The organism is Candidatus Nitrotoga sp. 1052 (genome assembly GCF_927312905.1).
GTDB lineage: Bacteria > Pseudomonadota > Gammaproteobacteria > Burkholderiales > Gallionellaceae > Nitrotoga.
The window spans coordinates 101,403-123,255 of the sequence record NZ_CAKMHQ010000022.1 but is presented as its reverse complement, the minus strand read 5'-3'; the positions used below and the strand labels follow the sequence as shown (position 1 = coordinate 123,255).

At 51.0% G+C, this 21,853-nt stretch carries 26 protein-coding genes; 24 read left to right on the top strand and 2 right to left on the bottom strand.

What is annotated here, in order from left to right:
- Nucleotides 1-1,164 (top strand): methionine adenosyltransferase, encoded by a 1,164-nt coding sequence (gene metK / locus MJ768_RS04700; RefSeq protein ID WP_239288423.1) that lies wholly within the window; start codon nt 1-3, stop codon nt 1,162-1,164.
- An 83-nt stretch (nt 1,165-1,247) separates the two neighbouring features.
- Here metK and MJ768_RS04695 read toward each other — a convergent pair whose 3' ends face one another.
- Nucleotides 1,248-1,601 carry a hypothetical protein gene (locus MJ768_RS04695; RefSeq protein WP_239288419.1) on the bottom strand — a complete coding sequence of 118 codons (354 nt, stop codon included), beginning with the start codon at nt 1,599-1,601 and terminating at the stop codon, nt 1,248-1,250.
- Nucleotides 1,602-1,826: 225 nt separating this feature from the next.
- Nucleotides 1,827-3,161, bottom strand: a complete 1,335-nt coding sequence (locus MJ768_RS04690; RefSeq protein ID WP_320415722.1) for an alkene reductase — start codon at nt 3,159-3,161, stop codon at nt 1,827-1,829.
- 467 nt (nt 3,162-3,628) lie between these two features.
- On the opposite strand from MJ768_RS04690, the gene MJ768_RS04685 reads away from it, so the two are divergent.
- The 23 genes from MJ768_RS04685 to MJ768_RS04575 all read left to right on the top strand — a co-directional run bounded on the left by MJ768_RS04685 (nt 3,629) and on the right by MJ768_RS04575 (nt 21,849).
- The gene (locus MJ768_RS04685; protein ID WP_239288417.1) at nt 3,629-4,546 is read left to right on the top strand and encodes a hypothetical protein; all 918 of its coding nucleotides are present in this window, start codon (nt 3,629-3,631) and stop codon (nt 4,544-4,546) included.
- A 536-nt stretch (nt 4,547-5,082) separates the two neighbouring features.
- On the top strand, nt 5,083-5,892 hold the full coding sequence (locus tag MJ768_RS04680) for an ABC transporter ATP-binding protein (RefSeq protein WP_239288415.1): 810 nt from the start codon (nt 5,083-5,085) through the stop codon (nt 5,890-5,892).
- Nucleotides 5,889-6,677 carry a lipid asymmetry maintenance ABC transporter permease subunit MlaE gene (gene mlaE, locus MJ768_RS04675; protein WP_239288413.1) on the top strand — a complete coding sequence of 263 codons (789 nt, stop codon included), beginning with the start codon at nt 5,889-5,891 and terminating at the stop codon, nt 6,675-6,677. The genes MJ768_RS04680 and mlaE overlap by 4 nt, the downstream gene beginning before the upstream one ends.
- Nucleotide 6,678: 1 nt before the next feature.
- Nucleotides 6,679-7,152, top strand: a complete 474-nt coding sequence (gene mlaD / locus MJ768_RS04670; protein ID WP_239288411.1) for an outer membrane lipid asymmetry maintenance protein MlaD — start codon at nt 6,679-6,681, stop codon at nt 7,150-7,152.
- A 17-nt stretch (nt 7,153-7,169) separates the two neighbouring features.
- The gene (locus tag MJ768_RS04665; protein WP_239288409.1) at nt 7,170-7,808 is read left to right on the top strand and encodes an MlaC/ttg2D family ABC transporter substrate-binding protein; all 639 of its coding nucleotides are present in this window, start codon (nt 7,170-7,172) and stop codon (nt 7,806-7,808) included.
- Nucleotides 7,805-8,107 carry an STAS domain-containing protein gene (locus MJ768_RS04660; protein ID WP_239288407.1) on the top strand — a complete coding sequence of 101 codons (303 nt, stop codon included), beginning with the start codon at nt 7,805-7,807 and terminating at the stop codon, nt 8,105-8,107. Before MJ768_RS04665 ends, MJ768_RS04660 begins: the two co-directional genes overlap by 4 nt.
- Before the next feature lie 13 nt (nt 8,108-8,120).
- A complete protein-coding gene (locus MJ768_RS04655) occupies nt 8,121-9,023 on the top strand; it encodes an ABC transporter ATP-binding protein (protein WP_305855907.1) in 903 nt (300 codons plus the stop codon).
- A gap of 8 nt (nt 9,024-9,031) precedes the next feature.
- Entirely contained in the window at nt 9,032-9,784 is a 753-nt protein-coding gene (locus tag MJ768_RS04650) for an ABC transporter permease (protein ID WP_239288402.1), read from the top strand.
- A 60-nt stretch (nt 9,785-9,844) separates the two neighbouring features.
- Complete coding sequence (murA, locus tag MJ768_RS04645) at nt 9,845-11,095, top strand: UDP-N-acetylglucosamine 1-carboxyvinyltransferase (RefSeq protein WP_239288401.1); 1,251 nt, start codon at nt 9,845-9,847, stop codon at nt 11,093-11,095.
- A 14-nt stretch (nt 11,096-11,109) separates the two neighbouring features.
- Complete coding sequence (gene hisG, locus MJ768_RS04640; protein ID WP_239288395.1) at nt 11,110-11,748, top strand: ATP phosphoribosyltransferase; 639 nt, start codon at nt 11,110-11,112, stop codon at nt 11,746-11,748.
- Nucleotides 11,745-13,043, top strand: coding sequence for a histidinol dehydrogenase (gene hisD / locus MJ768_RS04635; RefSeq protein ID WP_239288389.1), 1,299 nt, complete (start codon nt 11,745-11,747; stop codon nt 13,041-13,043). Before hisG ends, hisD begins: the two co-directional genes overlap by 4 nt.
- 224 nt (nt 13,044-13,267) lie before the next feature.
- A complete protein-coding gene (locus MJ768_RS04630) occupies nt 13,268-14,254 on the top strand; it encodes a KpsF/GutQ family sugar-phosphate isomerase (RefSeq protein ID WP_239288387.1) in 987 nt (328 codons plus the stop codon).
- Complete coding sequence (locus MJ768_RS04625; protein ID WP_239288385.1) at nt 14,254-14,772, top strand: KdsC family phosphatase; 519 nt, start codon at nt 14,254-14,256, stop codon at nt 14,770-14,772. The genes MJ768_RS04630 and MJ768_RS04625 overlap by 1 nt, the downstream gene beginning before the upstream one ends.
- The gene (gene lptC / locus MJ768_RS04620; protein ID WP_239288383.1) at nt 14,769-15,368 is read left to right on the top strand and encodes an LPS export ABC transporter periplasmic protein LptC; all 600 of its coding nucleotides are present in this window, start codon (nt 14,769-14,771) and stop codon (nt 15,366-15,368) included. The genes MJ768_RS04625 and lptC overlap by 4 nt, the downstream gene beginning before the upstream one ends.
- A gap of 37 nt (nt 15,369-15,405) precedes the next feature.
- Nucleotides 15,406-15,921 (top strand): lipopolysaccharide transport periplasmic protein LptA, encoded by a 516-nt coding sequence (gene lptA, locus MJ768_RS04615; protein WP_239288381.1) that lies wholly within the window; start codon nt 15,406-15,408, stop codon nt 15,919-15,921.
- Nucleotides 15,918-16,640: an LPS export ABC transporter ATP-binding protein gene (gene lptB, locus MJ768_RS04610; RefSeq protein ID WP_239288374.1), complete on the top strand. Its 723-nt coding sequence runs from the start codon at nt 15,918-15,920 to the stop codon at nt 16,638-16,640. Before lptA ends, lptB begins: the two co-directional genes overlap by 4 nt.
- A gap of 38 nt (nt 16,641-16,678) precedes the next feature.
- Nucleotides 16,679-18,118: an RNA polymerase factor sigma-54 gene (locus MJ768_RS04605; RefSeq protein ID WP_239288369.1), complete on the top strand. Its 1,440-nt coding sequence runs from the start codon at nt 16,679-16,681 to the stop codon at nt 18,116-18,118.
- A 16-nt stretch (nt 18,119-18,134) separates the two neighbouring features.
- Complete coding sequence (gene hpf, locus MJ768_RS04600; RefSeq protein ID WP_239288368.1) at nt 18,135-18,464, top strand: ribosome hibernation-promoting factor, HPF/YfiA family; 330 nt, start codon at nt 18,135-18,137, stop codon at nt 18,462-18,464.
- A gap of 51 nt (nt 18,465-18,515) precedes the next feature.
- Nucleotides 18,516-18,971 (top strand): PTS sugar transporter subunit IIA, encoded by a 456-nt coding sequence (locus MJ768_RS04595; RefSeq protein ID WP_239288362.1) that lies wholly within the window; start codon nt 18,516-18,518, stop codon nt 18,969-18,971.
- Nucleotides 18,972-18,976: 5 nt separating this feature from the next.
- A complete protein-coding gene (gene hprK, locus MJ768_RS04590; RefSeq protein ID WP_239288361.1) occupies nt 18,977-19,915 on the top strand; it encodes an HPr(Ser) kinase/phosphatase in 939 nt (312 codons plus the stop codon).
- Nucleotides 19,916-19,918: 3 nt separating this feature from the next.
- Complete coding sequence (gene rapZ / locus MJ768_RS04585; protein ID WP_239288360.1) at nt 19,919-20,788, top strand: RNase adapter RapZ; 870 nt, start codon at nt 19,919-19,921, stop codon at nt 20,786-20,788.
- A 196-nt stretch (nt 20,789-20,984) separates the two neighbouring features.
- On the top strand, nt 20,985-21,323 hold the full coding sequence (locus MJ768_RS04580; RefSeq protein WP_239288359.1) for a NusG domain II-containing protein: 339 nt from the start codon (nt 20,985-20,987) through the stop codon (nt 21,321-21,323).
- Nucleotides 21,304-21,849 carry a Gx transporter family protein gene (locus MJ768_RS04575; RefSeq protein WP_239288358.1) on the top strand — a complete coding sequence of 182 codons (546 nt, stop codon included), beginning with the start codon at nt 21,304-21,306 and terminating at the stop codon, nt 21,847-21,849. Before MJ768_RS04580 ends, MJ768_RS04575 begins: the two co-directional genes overlap by 20 nt.
- Nucleotides 21,850-21,853 lie beyond the last annotated feature (4 nt).

Below are 21,853 nucleotides of genomic sequence, written 5' to 3'. Positions count from 1 at the left end.
ATGAGTGAATTTTTGTTTACATCCGAATCAGTATCTGAAGGTCATCCCGACAAAGTTGCGGATCAAATTTCTGATTCCATTCTGGATGCTATTCTAGCGCAAGACCCCTATGCGCGAGTAGCAGCTGAGACATTAGTCAACACTGGCCTCGTGGTGCTTGCCGGTGAAATAACCACCAGCGCTAATGTGGACTATATCAAAGTGGCGCGCGATTGCATCAAGCGCATCGGCTATGATAATACTGAATATGGCATAGACTATAAAGGTTGTGCCGTGCTTGTTGCTTATGACAAGCAAAGTCCGGACATCGCTCAAGGCGTTGATCGCGCATCTCATGAGTACATGGATCAGGGAGCAGGCGATCAAGGCCTGATGTTCGGTTATGCTTGCGATGAAACCCCTACGTTGATGCCGCTGCCGATTTATCTGGCGCACCGCGTGGTCGAGCGCCAGTCGCAACTGCGCCGCGATGGTCGCCTTAATTGGCTGCGTCCGGATGCCAAAGCGCAAGTCACCATCCGTTATGTGGATGGCAAGCCACACTCCATCGACACGGTATTGCTATCTACTCAGCACTCCCCCGAGATATCGCTAGAGACCATTCGTGAAGCCGTAATTGAAGATATTATCAAGCCCGTGCTACCACAGGAACTAATCAAAGGCGACATTAAGTATTTGGTAAATCCCACTGGCCGTTTTGTTATCGGTGGCCCACAAGGCGACTGCGGCCTGACAGGGCGCAAGATCATTGTGGACACCTACGGTGGTTCTGCTCCGCATGGAGGTGGGGCATTTTCCGGCAAAGATCCATCCAAGGTAGATCGTTCCGCAGCCTACGCTGGCCGTTATATCGCCAAGAACATCGTAGCTGCTGGCCTGGCCAGCAAGTGCCTGATCCAGATTTCCTACGCGATTGGCGTGGCTCTGCCCACCAGTGTTTGGGTCACCAGTTATGGTACTGGAAAAATTTCCGATGAAAAGATTGCGGAGTTGGTAAAAAAACATTTCGACCTGCGGCCAAAAGGCATTGTGCAAATGCTTGAACTATTGCGCCCAATTTATACCAACACTGCTGCCTACGGCCACTTTGGCCGCGAAGAACCAGGGTTTACCTGGGAGGCAACAGACAAGGCATCTGCTCTGCGCGCTGACGCCGGGTTATAAATCTCTGCAAATGGTTTAGAGGCATATTACTAATTGATTACGAATGGTTTCGGCAAGCAGAATCACGACTGGTTCAAAATGTATTATTCAATAATTTTAATATCGGAAACAAAAAACTCCGTATCACCAAAGCAACTTGTTGGAAGCATTTTGTATTGATCGTAATTGAGAGCCACTTTTTTACCGAGACTTCGATTGATCTTTTCAGCAACGATATTATTTCGAACAGTGAAAAAAAATTTTTCAGGTACTTGACTAGGAAGAGACATCATACTTAATTCACCTTCCCATGTTTTACATATCCATCCTTTTTTTGAAAATTTTTGAACATATCCAGCTCGTTCACCAGTTGAATAGCTCCAGGTAAAAGCAAACCACAGATAAACAGCGCAAAGAGCGAATAATGCTGCCGCCACGATGGCAATATTTTTAATCAAATTTGCTTTTGTCGTTATCGAACTCATGAGTTTGTGAAATTGTAGATTGACAGGCTGAGCTGGAGCCTTAAAACCACCTTTTTATTCACTTGCTTCCAGCTATCCTGTGCGTTCCGCCGTCATCAGAGACGTTTAGACCATAAGAATGCAACATCTAAAATTCCCCATTTGATGTTGAATAATTGCTTGTCACTGCTAAACACAATTTCCCTTATTGCCGCGCCATTAAAATGGCAACGATGGATAATCGATGTAGCCAGCGGCGTCGCCGCCATAGAACGTTGCCGTATCTGGTGGGTTGTAATCTCTGCGCTCCCGCAACCGCAATAGTAAATCTGGGTTAGCAATAAAGAGAGCGCCGAATGATACGAAGTCAGCGGTCTTTTCAACAATCGCTGCCTCGGCACGTGCTGCATCGTAACCGCCATTTGCTATGTACTGGCCTCTAAATAAGCTTCGTAAGCGCTTAAAATTGAATGTTGAAGGATGTTCCTCAACTACATGTATATAAGCCAGATTGAAACGATTCAACTGTTCGGCGACGTACTCGAAGGTTTCTTGCGGTGTTGAGTCGAAAATGTCGTTTAACGGATTGACCGGGGAAAGACGAACGCCGACTTTTTGCGATGGATACACACTGCATACCGCCTGAATTACTTCAAACAGCAAGCGGCTGCGATTCTCAATTGAGCCACCGTACTCGTCCGTCCGTTGATTCGTGCTATCCCGCAAAAACTGGTCGAGCAGATAGCCATTCGCGGCATCTATTTCTATGCCGTCCAGCCATGCTTCTTCGGCATTAAGCGCAGCTTGCCTATATTGCTCGGCGATACCCGCCATCTCAGCAATTTCAAGCGCACGGGGTGCAACGTACGGCATCATTCCATTTGGTGTGAAAACCTCCCCCGCCGGTTGAATAGCAGAGGGTGCGACTGGCAAACTTTGGAATGGCTGCAGCGATGGATGTGAGATTCGGCCAACATGTGATAGGTTCATAAAAAGCTTGCCCCCCGTTCTGGCAACGTGGGCAGTCACTTTTTTCCAGCCTTCTATTTGTTCGCGGGTGGATATGCCCGGTGTGCCCGGATAACCAATGCCTTGAGCAGAAACTTGAGTGGGTTCGGAAATCATCAGGCCAGCACAGCTGCGTTGAGAGTAGTACATTGCATTCATCTCATTCGGCACGTTGCCAAGCCCAGCCCGACTGCGGGTCATTGGCGCCATAACAACGCGGTTATTCAACTCAAGCGCGCCGAGCCATCCTTTTCTATACAAGGGATGTATTTCCGGCGGCAGAATATGTGACATATCTGTCCACCCGGAAGGGCTGGATTCACGCTTGACCGGTTTTTTCTTTGGATAGTTTCTGGGGTCGGCAACCAGATTGGGGTTCTCGTTGAGAGCCTTGGGAACATCGGGATAAGCGGGAACCAGGGGAGGATTGTCATCAATATCCCAGTCACTCATCGGAATCATGGGTATGTCTTTTTTAGACAATGGCTTGCCGACAACAGGCATAGGGTTGTCGGTACTAGGTGTGAGTTTGTCGTCGTTTGGCATGGGTATGTCGTCGTTAGATACTAAGAAAAAGTTATTATAGCTTGTTCTATTGACTCATCAACCCGAACGTTAATAAATTTGCTTACCGACCTAATGTTCGCTGAATTGAGCCGTTTGCCCGGACGAAATGTTTTTCGTTGCTCGTTTCGTCCAACAGTTGAGCGTTCGCACCAGCCCGGGATGCGTTCGCCCATGCGTCCTGGATGGAGGTTTGATTGGCCGGTTTGTGCGGCATTCTGGTGCCGGGATAAGGACACAAAGTTTCTCCAGGACATCCGTTTCTTCTTCGCCAATTGCTGCACCTTCATGGCATTTGGTTGACGCCACGCTTCAAAACCTTACAATCTTCATAGGTACCTCTCCGGTGATTCAGTTCAACAAGGTTTATCCGTCGCCGATAGGTTACGGTTTTAACAAGTTTGGGGAGGGCGGCAGATAAACGCTATTCGTTAGACCCTCAGGAACCTATGACAGACTCGCCTGACGACCAAGATTACGATCGGTATGCCGATGTTCTCGGTGACGCATTGGCTCACGCAGCAAACGAGAGCTTGATCCTCGCCCGTCTCGAAGAATATTTTTCCCCAAAGCCAGCTACTCTCTTCGAAACAGGCGAAGCACAAAGGCAATTACAAGACCGAGTAGACAAACTGGTCGATGCCTTTGGCGGTCCGCCTAGATTGATCATTCGTGGACTCGAGGAGCCAAAGCCAAAATACGACACCTATTTGTCGGCCGCGCTACAGGAGGCAATCGCCGTATTCTATCGCACTCGGCGCTCAGTCTATCGCGCCCAAACCTTCATGATCGGTGCGCATCTGTTGCGATCCAAACCCGACCTGCTAAAGCTGCCGGGAGACTTGAAGCTCCAGCAGCTTATCACCTCGAACACTGACAGTGTATTTTGGGAACACGCTGAAACGTGTTTCATTCGTTTGGCTGGCTTCTGGGACCGAATCGGTCAAGTCCTTGACTTCGTGTTTTTCTCCATTCGTCTATACGAGCGCGATGGCTTCGTTGCAGTTGCTGATCGCATTCGAGCAAATGTTCTCCGGATGCAGCCGGAACTTCAGACCACAGATGCTTGGATTGCAGTCTGGGCCTACAAAAAATCAGAACGAGAAGATGGTCTACAGTGGCTGCTCTCGCGAAGGAACCTGCTCGTGCACAGCCTTCACCTACGAGCCATCCCTCCAACCGAGCAGGCCGAAATCTTCGAGTCCGCCTTCAATCACCTGGACAAACGACTTCGGGAAAATCTTGCGCCTTCTACGCCCGAGAAAGAAATGCAAAGAATCAACACTCATCTCTCGTTGGCTGCGTCGCTCTTCCCGGATATATTGAGCCTCTGTGAGTTTCGAGCAGTCACCTTAGGCAAACCATGAAGCACAAGCGGTCTAACTTTGCATTCGAGTGGAGCGCGCTAAAAGCGGTGCTCCACTTAACCTTAAGCGGTATGCCGTGCATGGCACGTTACTTCGCAGGTGAAAGTCCTGTGGCCATGTATTTGCAGAGCTAAAGGATAAGAGAAGGACAAGTGCGTCATCGTGAGGCAGGTGCGGAGGAAGTCCAATTCAAAAGGCGTGATGAATCTGGCAGCGCTGGCATGGAACCTGAAGCGAATGTTCATAGTGGCGGGATGATTTCCAACGGTAATGACTGTTTCTGAGAACCTGTACCGCTACTTTATGAAAATGCAGTCAAGCCTTTTCGCCAATATCGGGGAATTGTTGTTCGCCTTAACAGCAAGCGCGACACGCTGCAAGAATACATAAATGGGCAATTTGGGTTAGACCGGACAAATCATGTGTCACAAGTCCAGACCGCTTCTTTGCGCGCTACACCGGTAGTGGCTAATGTTGCGATTAAGCGAGAGCATGGTTTAGAATGCCCGACTACCGGACAATCAAGGTGTTGATACGTGTCATCTCAAGCGCTGGTCGAAATTCGCGACGTCAATTTTGCCTATGACAGCCGCCCCATACTAAAAGGCGTCAATCTCACTTTCCCCAAGGGCAAGGTGATCGCTGTTATGGGCGGCAGCGGCTGCGGCAAGACTACATTGCTACAGCTTATCGGCGGTGCGCTCAGGCCAAGCAGCGGCTATGTGAAGGTTGATGGGCAGGTGATACATGAGCTTGACCATAAAGGTTTATATCTCATGCGTCGCCGGATGGGTATGCTGTTCCAGTTTGGAGCGCTGTTCACGGATATGTCAGTGTATGACAATGTTGCGTTTCAGATGCGCGAGCATACTGATCTGCCGGAAGAGATCATCCGGGATTTAGTGCTGATGAAGCTGAATGCGGTGGGTTTGCGCGGCTCACATCATCTGATGCCTGCTGAGCTTTCAGGCGGCATGGCGCGACGCGTGGCGCTGGCGCGAACGGTGGCGCTGGATCCGATGTTGATCATGTACGACGAGCCATTTGCCGGACTGGATCCCATCTCACTTACCGTGGTGGGTAATCTCATTCGTCGTCTGAACGATGCGCTGGGTGCGACTTCGGTAGTGGTCACGCATGACGTGCAGGAATCGCTTAAGATCGTTGACTATATTTATTTTATTGCCGATGGGGTGGTTGTTGCAGAAGGAACTCCAGCTGAAATCAGCTCTTCCGATAAGCCGTTCGTGCATCAATTCGTGCATGGCGAAATGGACGGTCCGGTTCCATTCCATTATCCCTGCGGCGATTACTGGCAAGATTTGAATTTGCGGCCTTGGCGATGACGATCGTTGAACATCTGAGGTCACTAGGACATCGTATTGTGAATGCGGTATGGCGTATCGGATATACCTCCCGCTTCTTCCTGCTAATCCTGCTTTATTCCGGAATTAGTTTTCGGCGTTTCCACTTGACCATCAAGGAGCTGTTCTCTAGTGGGGTGATGTCGCTTATTATAATTTTGGTGGCCGGCTTATTTGTCGGCATGGTATTGGGGTTACAGGGCTATGAGACGCTTAAACGCTATGGCGCTGAATCTGCACTGGGGTCACTCGTAGCGCTGAGCCTGGTGCGCGAATTGGGGCCGGTGCTGGCTGCCCTGCTGTTTGCGAGTCGTGCTGGTTCGGCCATGACTGCGGAGATTGGTTTGATGAAAGCCACCGAACAGATTTCCGCGATGGAAATGATGGCGATCAACCCGATAGCACGCGTGGTTGCACCTCGTTTTTGGGCTGGGGTTATATCTGTGCCGCTACTGTCGGCGTTATTTTCTGCCATGGGTGTATTTGGTGGATATGTGGTGGGGGTTGTGCTGATCGGCGTAGATCAAGGTTCGTTCTGGTCGCAAATGCAGGCCGGGGTTGATTTTCAGCACGACATAGTGAACGGGATAATTAAGAGCTTCGTGTTTGGAGTGGCAGTAACTGCCATAGCACTGTTCGAAGGCTATGATGCACCACCCACCGCAGAAGGGGTGTCCGGTGCAACCACGCGCACAGTAGTCGAGTCGTCGCTGACAATTTTGTTTTTGGATTTTATTTTGACCGCATTCATGTTTCAAGGGGAGTAGTATGAAACGCACCACGCTGGATTTATGGGTCGGCATATTTGTCGTGGCAGGTTTAGCTGCATTGGCAGTGCTGGCGCTGAAGGTGGGAAATCTGAGTACTTACAGCATGTCCGAAACATATCAGTTGCAGGCTCATTTTTCTAACATCGGTGGCCTCAAGTCCCAGGCATCCATCAAAAGTTCTGGAGTACTCATTGGACGGGTGGCTCAGATCAGCCTGGATCCGGAGCGCTATGAGGCCAAAGTGACAATGAATATTGACAAACGTTATCAGTTCCCCAAAGATACATTCGCCAATATCCTGACTTCAGGATTGTTAGGTGAACAGTACATCGGCCTGATTCCGGGTGGTGATGAAGAATTTCTGAAGGCTGGCGACGAAATCAAAAAAACACAGTCTGCCGTGGTGCTGGAGGATTTAATCAGCAGGTTCTTGTATAGCAAGGCTGAAGATTCCAAACAGCTTAATAAATAACTTACAAAAATATATATATGAAAAAAATAACTGCATTGTGGGTGGGAGTATTGCTGGCGTGTGTGTCACTGAGCGTGCGTGCGGACATGCCAGAACCGGAAGCGCTAATCAGAAATACCGTAGATGAAGTCTTGGCCATCGTTAAGCGGGACAAGGATATTCAGGCCGGAAATAAGAAGAAAGTTACTGAATTAGTGGATGCAAAGGTGCTGCCACATTTTAATTTTACACATATGACCAAACTTGCCGTAGGCAAGAACTGGCGCAATGCTACGCCGGAGCAGAAGAAAAACTTGGAAATCGAGTTTCGCAATTTGCTGGTGCGTACTTACACCACCGCATTCACTACCTACCAGGATCAGGAGGTGGAGGTGAAGCCACTCAAAATGGCAAATGATGCCACCGAGGTGACTATGAAAACCTTTATTCTTAACAAAGGCCAACAACCTCTGCCCGTAAATTATGATATGGAAAAAACGGCTAGTGGCTGGAAGGTGTATGACCTGTCGATCGACGGTGTGAGTTTGGTAACCAACTATCGCGGTACCTTCGCTGAGCAGATTCAGAAGAGCGGAATTGATGGATTGATTAAAACGTTAGTGGAAAAAAACCAGGCGCAGACCGGCACAGTGCTGCCTAAGGCGGCGTCCAAGTGATCAGCCGTGATGGAGGCCGTGTACAAGTACCGAGCCATCTGACCATTGAAACGGTTATACCCCTGTTCAAAAATGGTTTGCAGACCGCTGGTGAAACACCGCTGGTGGTTGACTTGGCTCAGGTAGAGACGGTGGATTCTGCCGCGGTCAGTTTGCTGCTGGCTTGGCTACGCGAAGCGCAGCGTAGCAGTGTGAAACTGTGTTTCGATCATGTTCCAGAGAATTTGTTAAGCTTGGCCCGTTTGTATGGCGTGGTGGACATGCTGCCGCTATGCGGCAATGATTCCGCTCAGCCTTGAACTATTCAATTTGATGCCACCTGCCATTGATGTGCGTCAAGCACGCAAGCGCTATGGCCAATTACAAGCATTGGACGGCGTGGATTTGCGTATCGAGCAGGGTGAGTTTTTCGGTTTGCTTGGCCCCAACGGTGCGGGCAAAACCACTCTGATTAACCTGCTGGCCGGACTTGCATTGCCAGATGATGGGCAGCTATCTGTGCTGGGGCACGATGTAGTCAAGCAATATCGTGCCAGCCGCCGCCTGTTGGGTGTGGTGCCGCAAGAACTGGCGTTTGATCCTTTTTTCACAGTGCGCGAAACGTTGCGTTTGCAGTCCGGCTTTTTTGGATTGCGTCGTAACGACACCTGGATCGATGAGGTGATGCACCACCTGGATTTGACCGGTAAGGCCGATACCAATATGCGCCGCCTGTCCGGTGGTATGAAGCGCCGTGTGTTGGTGGCGCAGGCCCTGGTGCATAAGCCGCCCGTTATTGTGTTGGATGAGCCGACTGCCGGGGTGGACGTGGAACTGCGTCAATCGTTATGGCGCTTCATTCAGCAGCTTAACCGCGATGGGCACACCGTTCTGTTAACTACCCATTATCTGGAAGAAGCGGAAGCTTTATGCACACGAATTGCCATGCTCAAGCATGGCCGGATTGTAGCGCTGGATAGCACACAAAATCTACTTAGTAGCCTGGCCGGTTGTCGCGTCAGGCTGAAGCTCGCGGGTTGTTTACCGGCCACATTGCTACCGCAGGTGGTCGAACAGACGGACGGTGATTACCTGCTGTCATTGCCATCCTATCAAGCATTGGAGTCAATGCTGGCGGAACTGCGTGTGGCAGGGGTTGCGGTGCAGGAGATGACCTTGCAGCAGCCCGATTTGGAAGAAGTCTTCCTGCGTTTGGTGGGGCGGGCCGTGCAGTGAGGCGGGCGTTGAGTTTTTACAGTCTGCTCTACAAGGAGGTATTCCGGGTGTGGAAGGTGGGCTTCCAGACCGTGCTGGCTCCAGTGTTGACCGCATTGCTCTATCTGCTAATTTTTTCGCATGTGCTGGCACAGCATGTCGAGGTATATCCGGGGGTACATTACACTGCCTTCCTTATTCCGGGACTGATGATGATGGCAATGTTGCAGAACGCTTTTGCCAACAGTTCTTCCAGCCTGATTCAGTCCAAGATTACTGGCAATATCGTGTTCGTGCTGCTGGCGCCGATTGCCTATTGGGAATTCTTTGCGGCATATGTGCTCGCTTCCATGCTGCGCGGCTTGGTGGTCGGCATAGGCGTATATTTGGCCGCACTGTGGTTTGCCCAGCCGCCGTTAATGTTTCCAATCTGGATTATATTGTTCGCCGTTCTGGGTAGCGCGATGCTTGGCTCACTGGGGGTGGTGGCCGGGATGTGGGCAGAAAAATTCGATCAACTCGCGGGATTCCAAAATTTCATTATCATGCCGTTGACCTTTTTGTCCGGCGTATTCTATTCCATTCACTCGCTGCCGCCTTTTTGGCAGGCGTTGTCGCGTTTTAACCCATTTTTTTATATGATAGATGGTTTTCGTTATGGATTTTTCGGCGTGTCGGACATTTCTCCTTGGGTGAGTTTTATGGTGGCGGGCGGGTGTATGCTTGGTCTGACGCTGTTGTCTTTGGGGTTGTTAAAGTCCGGATATAAATTGCGATACTGACACAACGAAGGTATGGCAAGAATACATTAAGATGAAATCGAGATTTTTAAAGATGCCAGCATGCAAAAATTAGTTGTACAAGGTGGCATTCCATTGCGCGGCGAAGTGCGTATTTCCGGTGCCAAGAACGCGGCGTTGCCTATTATGTGTGCCAGCTTGCTGACGAGTGATGTCTTGCAGTTAAGCAACATGCCGGATTTGCACGATGTCGCAACCATGCGTAAATTGTTGGAGCAGATGGGCGTGAAGGCTGCTGTACAAGGTGACGAGATGGCTTTGCACGGCGCGCAAGTGGATAAGCTGGAAGCGCCTTATGACATGGTAAAGACCATGCGTGCCGCAGTGCTAGTGCTAGGCCCTCTGGTGGCGCGCTTCGGTGAGGCGCGCGTATCCATGCCGGGTGGTTGCGCCATCGGTTCGCGCCCCGTCGATATTCACATCAAGGGTCTGCAGGCAATGGGCGCTACAATTTTCATTGAGCATGGCTACATTCATGCACAGGCAAAACGCCTCAAAGGTGCACGGATTTTATTCGACATCGTCAGTGTGACCAGCACAGAAAATCTGATGATGGCTGCTGCTTTGGCAGAAGGGGTAACGGTGCTGGAAAATGCGGCGCGCGAACCGGAAGTGGTGGATTTAGCGCATTGCCTGATTGCAATGGGTGCGAAAATAGAGGGGGCAGGCAGCCACACGATTGTCATAACGGGTGTGGACAGATTGCACGGTGCAGCCCATCGCATCATGCCGGATCGTATCGAGAGTGGGACTTTTCTAGTGGCGGCAGCAGCAACGGGCGGTAGCATCGTGTTACTCGATACACGAGCGGATATCCTCGATTCCGTACTGGAAAAACTTGCTGAAGCCGGCGCGCACATCCGTAGCGATAGTGAGAGTATCCACTTGAACATGACGGATCGGCCCAGATCGGTGAACGTGCGTACTGCGCCGTATCCAGCATTCCCTACTGATATGCAAGCACAATTTATGGCGTTGAATGTTATTGCAGAGAGCAGCGCGATGGTAGTGGAAACGATTTTTGAAAATCGTTTTATGCATGTGCAAGAATTGCGCCGTCTTGGTGCAAGGATTGACGTGGAAGGTAATACTGCCTTGGTTCACGGGGTCGATCATCTGGAAGGCGCAACGGTGATGGCAACGGACTTGCGTGCATCTGCTTGCCTGGTTATTGCCGGATTGGTGGCGCAGGGCGAAACCGTGATTGATCGCATTTACCATCTGGATCGTGGTTATGAACATATAGAGATAAAATTGTCGCAACTCGGAGCGAACATATTTCGCATCAAATAAATGAAAGATACCGCATGATTACCATCGCCTTATCCAAAGGGCGCATCTTTGAAGAGACCTTGCCGTTGTTGCAGGCGGCGGGTATCACGCCGCTGGAAGCCCCGGAACCTACGCGCAAGTTGATTTTATCCACCAATCGTGCCGACGTGCGTCTTATCATCGTGCGTGCTTCCGATGTGCCGACCTATGTGCAATACGGGGCTGCTGATTTGGGGATCGCGGGCAAGGATGTCCTCGACGAGCATGGCGGCACCGGCTTGTATCAGCCGCTGGATTTGAATATTGCGCGTTGCCGCATGATGGTGGCAGTAAGGAATGATTTTGATTATGAATCGGCAGTGCGTCAGGGCGCGCGCCTGCGTGTGGCGACCAAATACGTGCAGACTGCACGTGAGCATTTTGCGGCTAAAGGTGTGCATGTGGATTTGATAAAATTGTATGGTTCGATGGAGCTGGCTCCACTGGTCGGCTTGTCGGATGCAATCGTGGATTTGGTCAGCAGCGGCAACACACTGAAGGCCAATCACCTCAAGGCGGTAGAAGAGGTCTCTGCGATTTCTTCGCGTCTGGTGGTGAATCAGGCCTCACTTAAACTCAAACATGCGGCTATTCAGCCCATGCTGGACGCGTTTTCCTTGGCGGTAGTTCAATGAATATCAGACGACTTTCCACGCGGCAGCTAGATTTCAATACGCAACTGGATAGGCTGCTGGCTTTCGAGGCGACTCAAGATCACCAGCTGGACGCGACTGTAGCGGCTATTCTGGCGGATGTGCGCACCCGCGGCGATGTAGCTCTACTCGAATACACTCGGCGTTTCGATCGCATGGAGGTGCATGATAGCGCCGCACTGGAACTGCCTCCTGCTGCCTTGCGTGCCGCCTTCGAGGGGTTGCCCGCCGCACAGCGTGCCGCTCTGGAGCAGGCCGCACAACGCGTTACCGCTTACCATCAAAAGCAGTTGCAAGTTTCATGGAGTTATACCGAGACGGACGGCACCCTGCTGGGTCAGCAGATTACGCCATTGGATCGGGTTGGTCTGTATGTACCGGGCGGCAAGGCTGCCTACCCATCTTCAGTGCTGATGAATGCGCTACCAGCGAAAGTGGCCGGGGTGGGCGAACTCATTATGGTAGTACCGACCCCGGACGGAATGCGAAACGCGCTGGTGCTGGCAGCAGCCCATCTGGCTGAGGTGGATCGGGTGTTCACCATTGGCGGGGCGCAAGCGATTGCTGCACTGGCTTATGGCACGGCAACCGTGCCGCGGGTAGATAAAATCGTCGGTCCCGGTAACGCTTACGTGGCCGCCGCCAAGCGCCGCGTATTCGGCGTAGTTGGTATTGATATGGTGGCAGGGCCATCAGAGATTCTGGTGATCTGCGATGGGCAAACCGATCCGGACTGGATTGCGATGGATCTATTTTCTCAAGCAGAGCATGATGAATTAGCGCAGGCCATCCTGCTGACACCGGATGCTGCTTTTGCTACAGCCGTGGCGCAAAGTGCAGATCGTCTGCTGGCACAGATGCCGCGCTGTGACATCATACGCACTGCATTAGAGAACCGCGGTGCTTTGATTGAAGTGGCTGATTTGGACGAGGCTTGTGTTATCAGTAACCGTATAGCACCTGAGCATCTTGAGCTTTCAGTGGACAATCCTCAGCAATGGCTGCCAAAAATCAAGCATGCCGGGGCAATTTTCTTGGGTCGTTATACTTCCGAGTCGCTCGGTGATTATTGTGCCGGTCCCAATCACGTCCTGCCAACCTCCGGCACGGCACGTTTTTCTTCCCCGCTGGGGGTGTATGACTTTCAGAAACGCAGCAGCTTGATCCAAGTATCCGCGCAGGGTGCAGGGATGCTGGGCGAAATTGCAGCAGTGCTGGCCCTTGGTGAGGGCTTGCATGCGCATGCGCAGTCCGCCCTGTTCAGAATGGGGTCGTAAACTCTTTGAAAGTAAGAGTGCCAATGACAATAGAAAGATCCTGTAAGGCGGACAAAATAGAAGTTCAAAATATTGAAATCTCTCACATTATGACAAGATGGGAAGTGGATATTTCAAATACAACGCCTTTCTGATTGCGTTGGAGTATGGGAGAAATCATTCGCGTCCGTACCATTCTTTCAAAATTGCACCACACCCGAATGGCACTGTTATAATTCGTCACCATGAACAAAGCCATCTTCGCCACCTCGCGCGCACTTGATTTAGCTCGCGAGGTATTACACATTGAAGCTGCAGCTGTATTGGCACTTACGCAACGCATTGATGAAAATTTTCTGCAGGCGTTAAACATCATTTTAGCCTGTGAAGGCCGTGTGATTGTAAGCGGCATGGGTAAATCTGGCCATATTGCACGCAAGATCGCCGCTACTCTGTCTAGCACTGGTACTCCAGCGTACTTTGTACATCCCGCCGAAGCTAGCCACGGCGATTTAGGCATGATCACCGCTAACGATGTGTTTATTGCATTGTCGTATTCCGGAGAAAATCAGGAATTACTTACTATAGTGCCAGTCATCAAACGGCAGGGGGCACGGCTGATTAGCCTGACAGGCAATCCGCGATCAGGCTTGGCAGAGGCATCGGACGCGCATCTCGATGCTGCGGTGGACAAGGAGGCTTGCCCGCTGGGGCTTGCTCCTACCGCCAGCACCACGGCAGCGCTAGCATTGGGCGATGCTCTGGCCGTGGCACTGCTGGATGCCAAGGGGTTCGGGGAGGAAGATTTTGCTCGTTCACACCCTGGCGGAAGCTTGGGTCGCCGTTTGCTTACCCATGTGCGCGACATTATGCATTCCGACAAGGGGATTCCTGCTGTGCATCAAAATGCAACGCTGGCCGAGGCAGTGCTGGAAATCTCGCGCAAAGGGTTAGGCATGACCGCCGTAGTAGATGATGCTCGGCAGGTGCTGGGCATCTATACTGATGGGGATTTACGCCGCACATTGGAAAAGCGAGTTGATTTCACCACCACTTCAATCAGCTCCGTCATGTCGCGCAATCCGCGCAGTATTATGCCGGATGCACTGGCAGCCGAAGCGGTGCAGATTATGGAGCAATATAACATTAGCCAGATGCTGGTGATAGATTCCAACAACAAGCTGGTAGGCGCTCTGAATATGCATGATCTGCTGCGTGCAAAAGTGATTTGATGTCATTAAATCAAGCACAATCCATTCGCCTCATCGCCTTTGATGTGGACGGCATCATGACGGATGGTGGTCTCTATTTAACCGACTCGGGTGAAGAATTTAAGCGCTTCAATTCGCTTGACGGACATGGCTTAAAAATGCTTAAAGCATCCGGTGTGGAACTGGCCATCATTACTGGTCGGACCTCCCGGTGTGTAGAGCTCCGCGCGCACCATCTCGGCATCTCGCACCTGCATCAAGGCGTTCACGACAAGCTCGCCAGCATGCAAAAAATGCTTGCTCAACTTAAATTGCCATTGAATGCCGTCGCCTTTATGGGCGACGACGTGATGGATCTGCCGGTGATGCTTCGTGTCGGGTTGGCTATCAGCGTGCCGAATGCGCCACAAGCAGTGCGCGACCGCGCTCACTATATCACCGAGCGTGACGGCGGGCATGGCGCGGTACGTGAAGCATGCGAATTGCTGATGTCGGCGCAAGGCACGTTAGATGCGCAACTCGCGCCTTATTTGGCATGAATTATTCAATCGTCATTGATCGTTTGCGCGCTTGGCTCGCTGGATTGCCGCTGTTGTTGTTGTTGCTGCTGCTGGCAGCGGCTTATTGGCTGAATCAGCAAGTACAGCCGCTGCCGTTCACTCCCGACAGCAGCAAGCGCCACGACCCAGATTTTATAGTTAGTAAATTTGTCGCTACCACGCTGAATGAACAGGGCAAGCCGCGTTTCGTGATGGCTGCAAAAAAAATGCTGCATTACCCAGATAATGATAGCACTTACCTGGAATCCCCCGAACTTACCAGCTTTGATTCAGACCATCCTCCCATGCATATTTATGCACATAATGGAATGGTGTCAGGGAAGGGCGAAGAAATATTTTTGCGCGACGATGTAAAAATCGTACGTACCGCTAGTGCCACGCAAAGAGAAATGACATTTACCACTACTTATCTGCATGTTATCCCTGACCGTGGTTTAGCTGAAACAGACCAACCTGTAACGATGATTGATGGACGCAACACTGTTCACGCAGTAGGTATGAAATTTGATAATAAAGCGCGCATAGTAAAACTACTTGCGCAAGTTAAAAGCGAATATGCGCCCGACAAAAATTAAATACGCCACTCTGCTCTGCATAGAGCTTATCTGCCATATGCCAATCAGCCAAGCGGAACTTGCCGACCGTGACAAACCGATGCATTTGGAAGCAAATCAGCTCAGTATTGACGACGTCAAACAAATCAGCGTTTTTGAAGGCAAGGTGCAGCTCACTCAGGGCACGATGATCGTTAACGCAGACAAAGTTGTCGTGGTACAGGACAAGGAAGGATTCAAGCATGGTACGGCAACCGGACAACCCGCCAGTTTTCGCCAGAAGCGCGATAATATTGACGGATATGTGGAAGGGTATGGTGAGCGCATTGAATATAACACCAAGACCGCAATCATAGACTTCTTCGGTCAGGCGCGCATAAAACAGGATCAGGATGAAGTGCGTGGTGAACATATCACCTATAACTCCAAAACTGAGATATTTCAGGTAAACGCTACCTCCAACAAGGGGCGCGTGCGCGCTATCATCCAACCTAAAAACAAGCGCTCTTCAGTCGGCGAACCCCTGTCAATCAAGCCGACAACGACACTAACCAAGCCTAACGAACATCAATGAGCGAGCTGCGCGCCGTTGCACTGAATAAGCGCTATCGTTCCCGCACCGTAGTGCATGATGTTTCCCTGTCGGTACAGAGCGGCGAGGTAGTCGGACTGCTTGGTCCTAACGGTGCTGGAAAGACCACTTGCTTTTACATGATTGTCGGGCTGGTAGCTGCGGACGGAGGCGATATTTTCATCAATGGACAGAACATTACTCATCTCCCCATCCATCGCCGTGCACGTTTGGGGTTGGGCTATCTGCCACAGGAAGCATCTATTTTTCGCCGTCTAACGGTCGCGCAAAATATTCAGGCTGTGCTGGAATTACAAGATTACGATAACGATGAAATTCAAGCACGGCAGGATGAATTGATGGAAGATTTGCATATTACTCATATACGTAACAATCCAGCTATCAGCCTGTCCGGGGGCGAGCGACGACGTGTCGAAATCGCTCGTGCGCTGGCCACCAATCCACGCTTCATTCTGCTGGATGAACCATTTGCAGGGGTAGATCCGATTGCCGTGCTGGACATTCAGAAAATCATTCGTTTTCTTAAAGAACGTGACATTGGCGTGCTGATTACCGACCACAATGTTCGCGAAACATTGGGAATCTGTGACCGCGCCTATATTATTAATGCCGGGTCGGTAATGGCAGAAGGCAAACCCGAGGAAATCATTTATAATGAAGGTGTGAGAAAAGTATATCTTGGCGAGCATTTCAAACTATAAATGCACACTATGCGCCGCTCTTATCCGTAAATTGCGTAATGAAACCCACATTACAACTTAAGCAATCCCAGCAACTGACGCTTACCCCCCAGCTACAGCAAGCCATACGCCTGTTGCAACTCTCCACGTTGGAAGTCAATCAGGAGGTGGCACGCTTGCTGGACGAAAATCCATTACTCGAACGTGAAGATGAAGACGCTATGCAGCCCTATGCTCATGGAGATGCTGCCTCTACCTCCGTTGTAGATAATGCTGTAGATAATACCGAAGTAAAAGATGAAATGCCGCAACAGGCCGATGAAGAATGGGTAAAAGAAGACTGGAATGAATCTTCTTTTTCCGCAGCAAACGGGCCGGATGATGAAAAAGAAGCTCGTGCCGAAGTTGCAGCAGATACCCCCAGCCTGCGTGAACATCTCATCTGGCAACTAAATATGAGCCAGCATGATGTGCGCGACCGAAAAATTATCGGTCTGTTGATCGACGCATTGGATGCCAACGGTTATCTGGCACAGCCGCTGGAAGAAATTGTCGAAATGCTGCCGGAACAACTCGACATTACCTTGGATGACTTGGAAACTGCACTGGTGCAATTGCAGCACCTGGATCAGCCAGGCATAGCCGCACGTACCTTAAGCGAATGCCTGGCTCTACAACTCAAAGCACTCCCGGAAGATACCCCATGCCGTGATCTGGCACTGCGCTTGGTGACGCAGCACCTCAACCTGCTGGGGGCGCACGATTTTACCAAGCTGAAGAAAGTTCTTCGCTGTGACGATGACGCATTGCGCACCGTGCAATCGCTCATCACCCATCTGCAACCAAGACCTGGCGCTGAATTTGAACAGCGAGCTGCAGACTATGTAGTACCTGACGTGGTAGTAGAATGCCATCACGGTAGCTGGCATGTACGACTGAATCAGGGTGCCATGCCTCGCCTGCGCGTTAACCAAATGTATGCCAATATTTTGCAACAGGGCAACGAAAAAAGCACACAGCATCTGGCCGGCCAATTGCAGGAAGCGCGCTGGTTTATCAAAAATTTGCAACAGCGTTTTGATACTATTTTGCGTGTATCGCAGACAATTGTGGATCGCCAACGCAATTTTTTCGAGCACGGCGAAACCGCTATGCGCCCGCTGGTACTGCGCGAAATCGCAGAACAGCTTGATCTGCATGAATCCACCATCTCCCGCGTGACTACGCAAAAATTTATGCTCACCCCGCGTGGCATCTATGAACTTAAGTATTTTTTCGGTAGCGGAATCGCGACTGAAAGTGGCGGTACGTGTTCCTCCACGGCGATCCGCGCACTCATCAAGCAGCTTGTTAACCAGGAAGATGCGCGTCACCCCCTAACCGACAGCCGCATGTCTGGAATCCTGGCACAGCAGGGCATATTGGTTGCCCGGCGTACCGTGGCAAAATACCGGGAATTACTGAACATCCTCCCAGTTAATCTTCGTAAATCACTCTAACTATAAGGAGCAGGCCATGAACCTCAATCTCAGCGGACATCATTTGGAAATTACCCCCGCCATTCGCGAGCACGTGATAAGCAAACTCGACAAAATCGAACGTCACTTCGACAACATGATTGATGTCAATGTCGTCCTTTCGGTGGAAAAACTGAAACAAAAGGCCGAGGCCAACGTCCACCTGAGTGGCAAGACGATTTTTGTAGAATCTGATGATACGAACTTATATGTCGCGATTGATAATCTGATCGAAAAACTCGATCGCCAAATTATCAAGCATAAAGAAAAACATGCCGCTCGTCGCCATGATGAATCCGGCAATCCCCCTGCACTAGGGCAAGAATGATAGTGGGGCGGCTTATGGCCGCCCCTTCCTTTTTTTGATGTGCTTGAAATTATGAACCTGATCAGCAAAGTCCTGCCCCTTGAGAACGTCATATTGGACGCCGATTCCACCAGTAAAAAACGGGTTTTCGAAAGAGTGGGGGTGTTATTTGAAAACACTCAGAAAATCGCACGTAGCCAAGTATTCGATAGCCTGTTTGCGCGCGAGAAGCTCGGCTCGACTGGCCTGGGACACAGCGTGGCTATCCCGCATGGTCGCATCAAGGGTCTGCGTGATGCGATTGCTGCTTTCGTCAAGACCCAAGCATTGATTCCGTTCGACGCACCAGATGGTCAACCGGTTAACCTGATTTTCGTTTTATTGGTGCCGGAACGGGCCACCGACTTGCACCTGCAACTACTCGGCGAACTGGCGCAAATGTTCAGTGATAAAACCTTCCGCGAACAAATACAGAATAGCAATGATGTAGCGGTAATTCATCAATTATTTACTAACTGGGCGATGTAACAGTAATGGCACAGGTCAATATCCAACAGCTGTTCGAGGACAAGCAGGAGCAGCTGGAATTAAGCTGGGTAGCCGGAGCGAATGGTGCTGCGAAGATACTTGATAGTGATTTAGTCAGTGCCTCTAACAAGGGTTTAATTGGTCACCTCAATTTGATCCATCCGAATTGGGTGCAGGTATTGAGTGAAACCGAAGTCGACCATCTTCAAGGGCTTTCGTCCGCCGCGTTCACAGAGGCGCTGACGCAACTTGAACGCGGCGGTACGCTATGCCTGATCGTGGCCGGCACGGAGAAGATCCCGCAGGAGTTGATCATTTACGCTAACCGCACACATACACCGCTGTTCCGTTCTCCTCTGCCCAGCGTACATTTGATGTGGCTGGTGCGTCATTACATTGTCAAAGCGCTGGCGGAATCGACCACGCGCCACGGCGTGTTTCTTGACGTGCTGGGGGTGGGGGTGCTGGTCACGGGTGATAGCGGAATAGGCAAGAGTGAGCTGGGACTGGAACTTATCACACGCGGCAATGGTTTAGTGGCGGACGATATCACCGAGCTGTACCGTATTTCTCCGGAAACGCTGGAAGGGCGCTGCCCGGAACTGTTGCGTGACTTCCTCGAAGTACGGGGGCTGGGTGTGCTGAATATTCGAACCATGTTTGGCGAGACCGCGGTGCGGCGCAAAAAAAGTTTAAAGCTCATTGTGCATCTGCATCGCCCTCTTCGCGGCGACCTTTCCCATCTGGAACGCCTGCCGCTAGCGGCTAGTCATCAGGAAATCCTTGGCGTGAAGATTAGCACGGTGAGCATCCCGGTCATGGCCGGGCGCAACCTTGCGGTGCTGGTAGAAGCGGCAGCGCGCAATTTTGTACTGCAGCAACGCGGTATCGATAGCATGCAAGAATTTCTCAGTCGTCACGAGCAGCAAATGCAGGAGCAATAAATCATGCAATTATTTCTGATCAGCGGCCTCTCCGGCTCAGGAAAAAGCGTGGCGCTCAAGGCGCTGGAAGACAGCGGCTACTATTGTGTGGACAATCTGCCTGCTGCATTGTTGCCCGTCCTCATGGAAAATCTGCATCAGACCGGTAACATGCGCATTGCTGTCAGCATAGACGTGCGTAGCGGCGACAGCGTGAAACAACTGCCGCACTATATTGAACAACTTAAGCAGCAGGGTATCGATGTGCACTTGCTCTTTCTAGACGCGCAGACCGACACGCTGGTGAAACGCTTTTCTGAAACGCGTCGCCGCCATCCGCTGCGTAATGCTCTACCTCCGGGGCAGACCAATGAAGGGCTTACCTTGCCTGAATGCGTGCAACTCGAGCGCGAAATGCTTGCCGAGATCAGTAACATCGGCCATCGTATTGATACCAGCGAGCTCGGCGCCAATGCCTTGCGTGCCTGGGTCAAAGATTTTAAGGGGGTTGACCGCGCACGCATTACCTTGCTGTTCCAATCGTTCGGTTTTAAGAATGGCATTCCGTTTGATGCCGACTTTGTGTTCGACGTGCGCTGCCTACCCAACCCACATTACGATCCCGTGCTTCGGCCACTAACCGGACGCGATGCTGCGGTGATTGAGTTTCTCGAACGCAACCAAAATGTACAAAAAATGTGCGAAGACATCCGCAGTTTTGTCGAGAGGTGGCTGCCCTGCTTCATCGCTGATAACCGCAGCTATCTCACCATCGCCCTCGGTTGCACAGGTGGTCAACATCGCTCGGTGTACTTGGTGGAAAAGCTTGCGAGTTGTTTTAAGTTGCAACAGCAAGTACTGCTGCGTCACCGCGAACTCGGTAACACTTATTGATTTTTGTGTAATTTATGACAAATTTCATTACAGCAACCGTCATTTCCGTACAGGAGCAAATCCAGGCTTCTCAGAGCAACTTGGATTTAAATCCACTGAATGTCTTTCAGTGCGGGAATGACGGAATGTTGCTTAGCGTTGCTATTCACGATCAATAATCATGTTGCCATTAGCGCCCATAAAGATAGGCGATTGGATGGTGCTGTTACTCGGTGTGCTCTGCATTACATGGACCACCGTCACACTATGGCAAGGCGGCGTAGCGGACAAGGCTATCATTCGCAGCAGCGGCAAAATATTCAGTGAAGTGCCGCTATCTCGCAACCAAATTATTTCTGTGCCCGGCCCGCTCGGTATTAGCCGGATTGCCATACACAACCGGCAGGTACGCATCGCCGCCGATCCCAGCCCGCGCCAATATTGCGTGCATCAGGGCTGGCTGAAGCAGGCAGGCGAAATTGCCATCTGCCTGCCCAACCAGGTCAGCGTTGAAATGAGTGGCAGGGGCAAGCGTTATGACAGCCTTAACTATTAAACTCGCAACTACCGCAGCGGATCACCACATCGCGCGCATGGCGGCATTGGCGATGGGCCTGTCAATGCTGGAAGCGGCCATCCCCTCGCCATTACCTGGCGTAAAACCCGGTTTGGCTAACATTGTCACTCTCATCGTACTTACACGCTACGGCTGGCGCATGGCGGCATGGGTATCGCTGTTGCGAGTGCTGGCGGGCAGCTTGCTTATGGGAAGTTTTCTTACGCCTGGATTTTTTCTCAGCCTAAGCGGTGCACTATGCAGCATCGCCATACTGGCCATCAGCCAGCATTTGCCGGCGCGCTGGTTCGGCCCGGTCACCCACAGCATCTTCGGCGCATTTGCACACATTGCTGGCCAGTTATTATTGGTGTATTTATGGCTTATTCCGCACACCGGGCTGGCTTATCTGATTCCTATCTTTGCCACGGCAGCACTGCTGTTTGGTACAGTAAATGGCCTGATCGCGGCACACTACCTGAATGCACCAAACACTGAGCTCGAAGCACCAAAATTGACTGGTTGAAAAG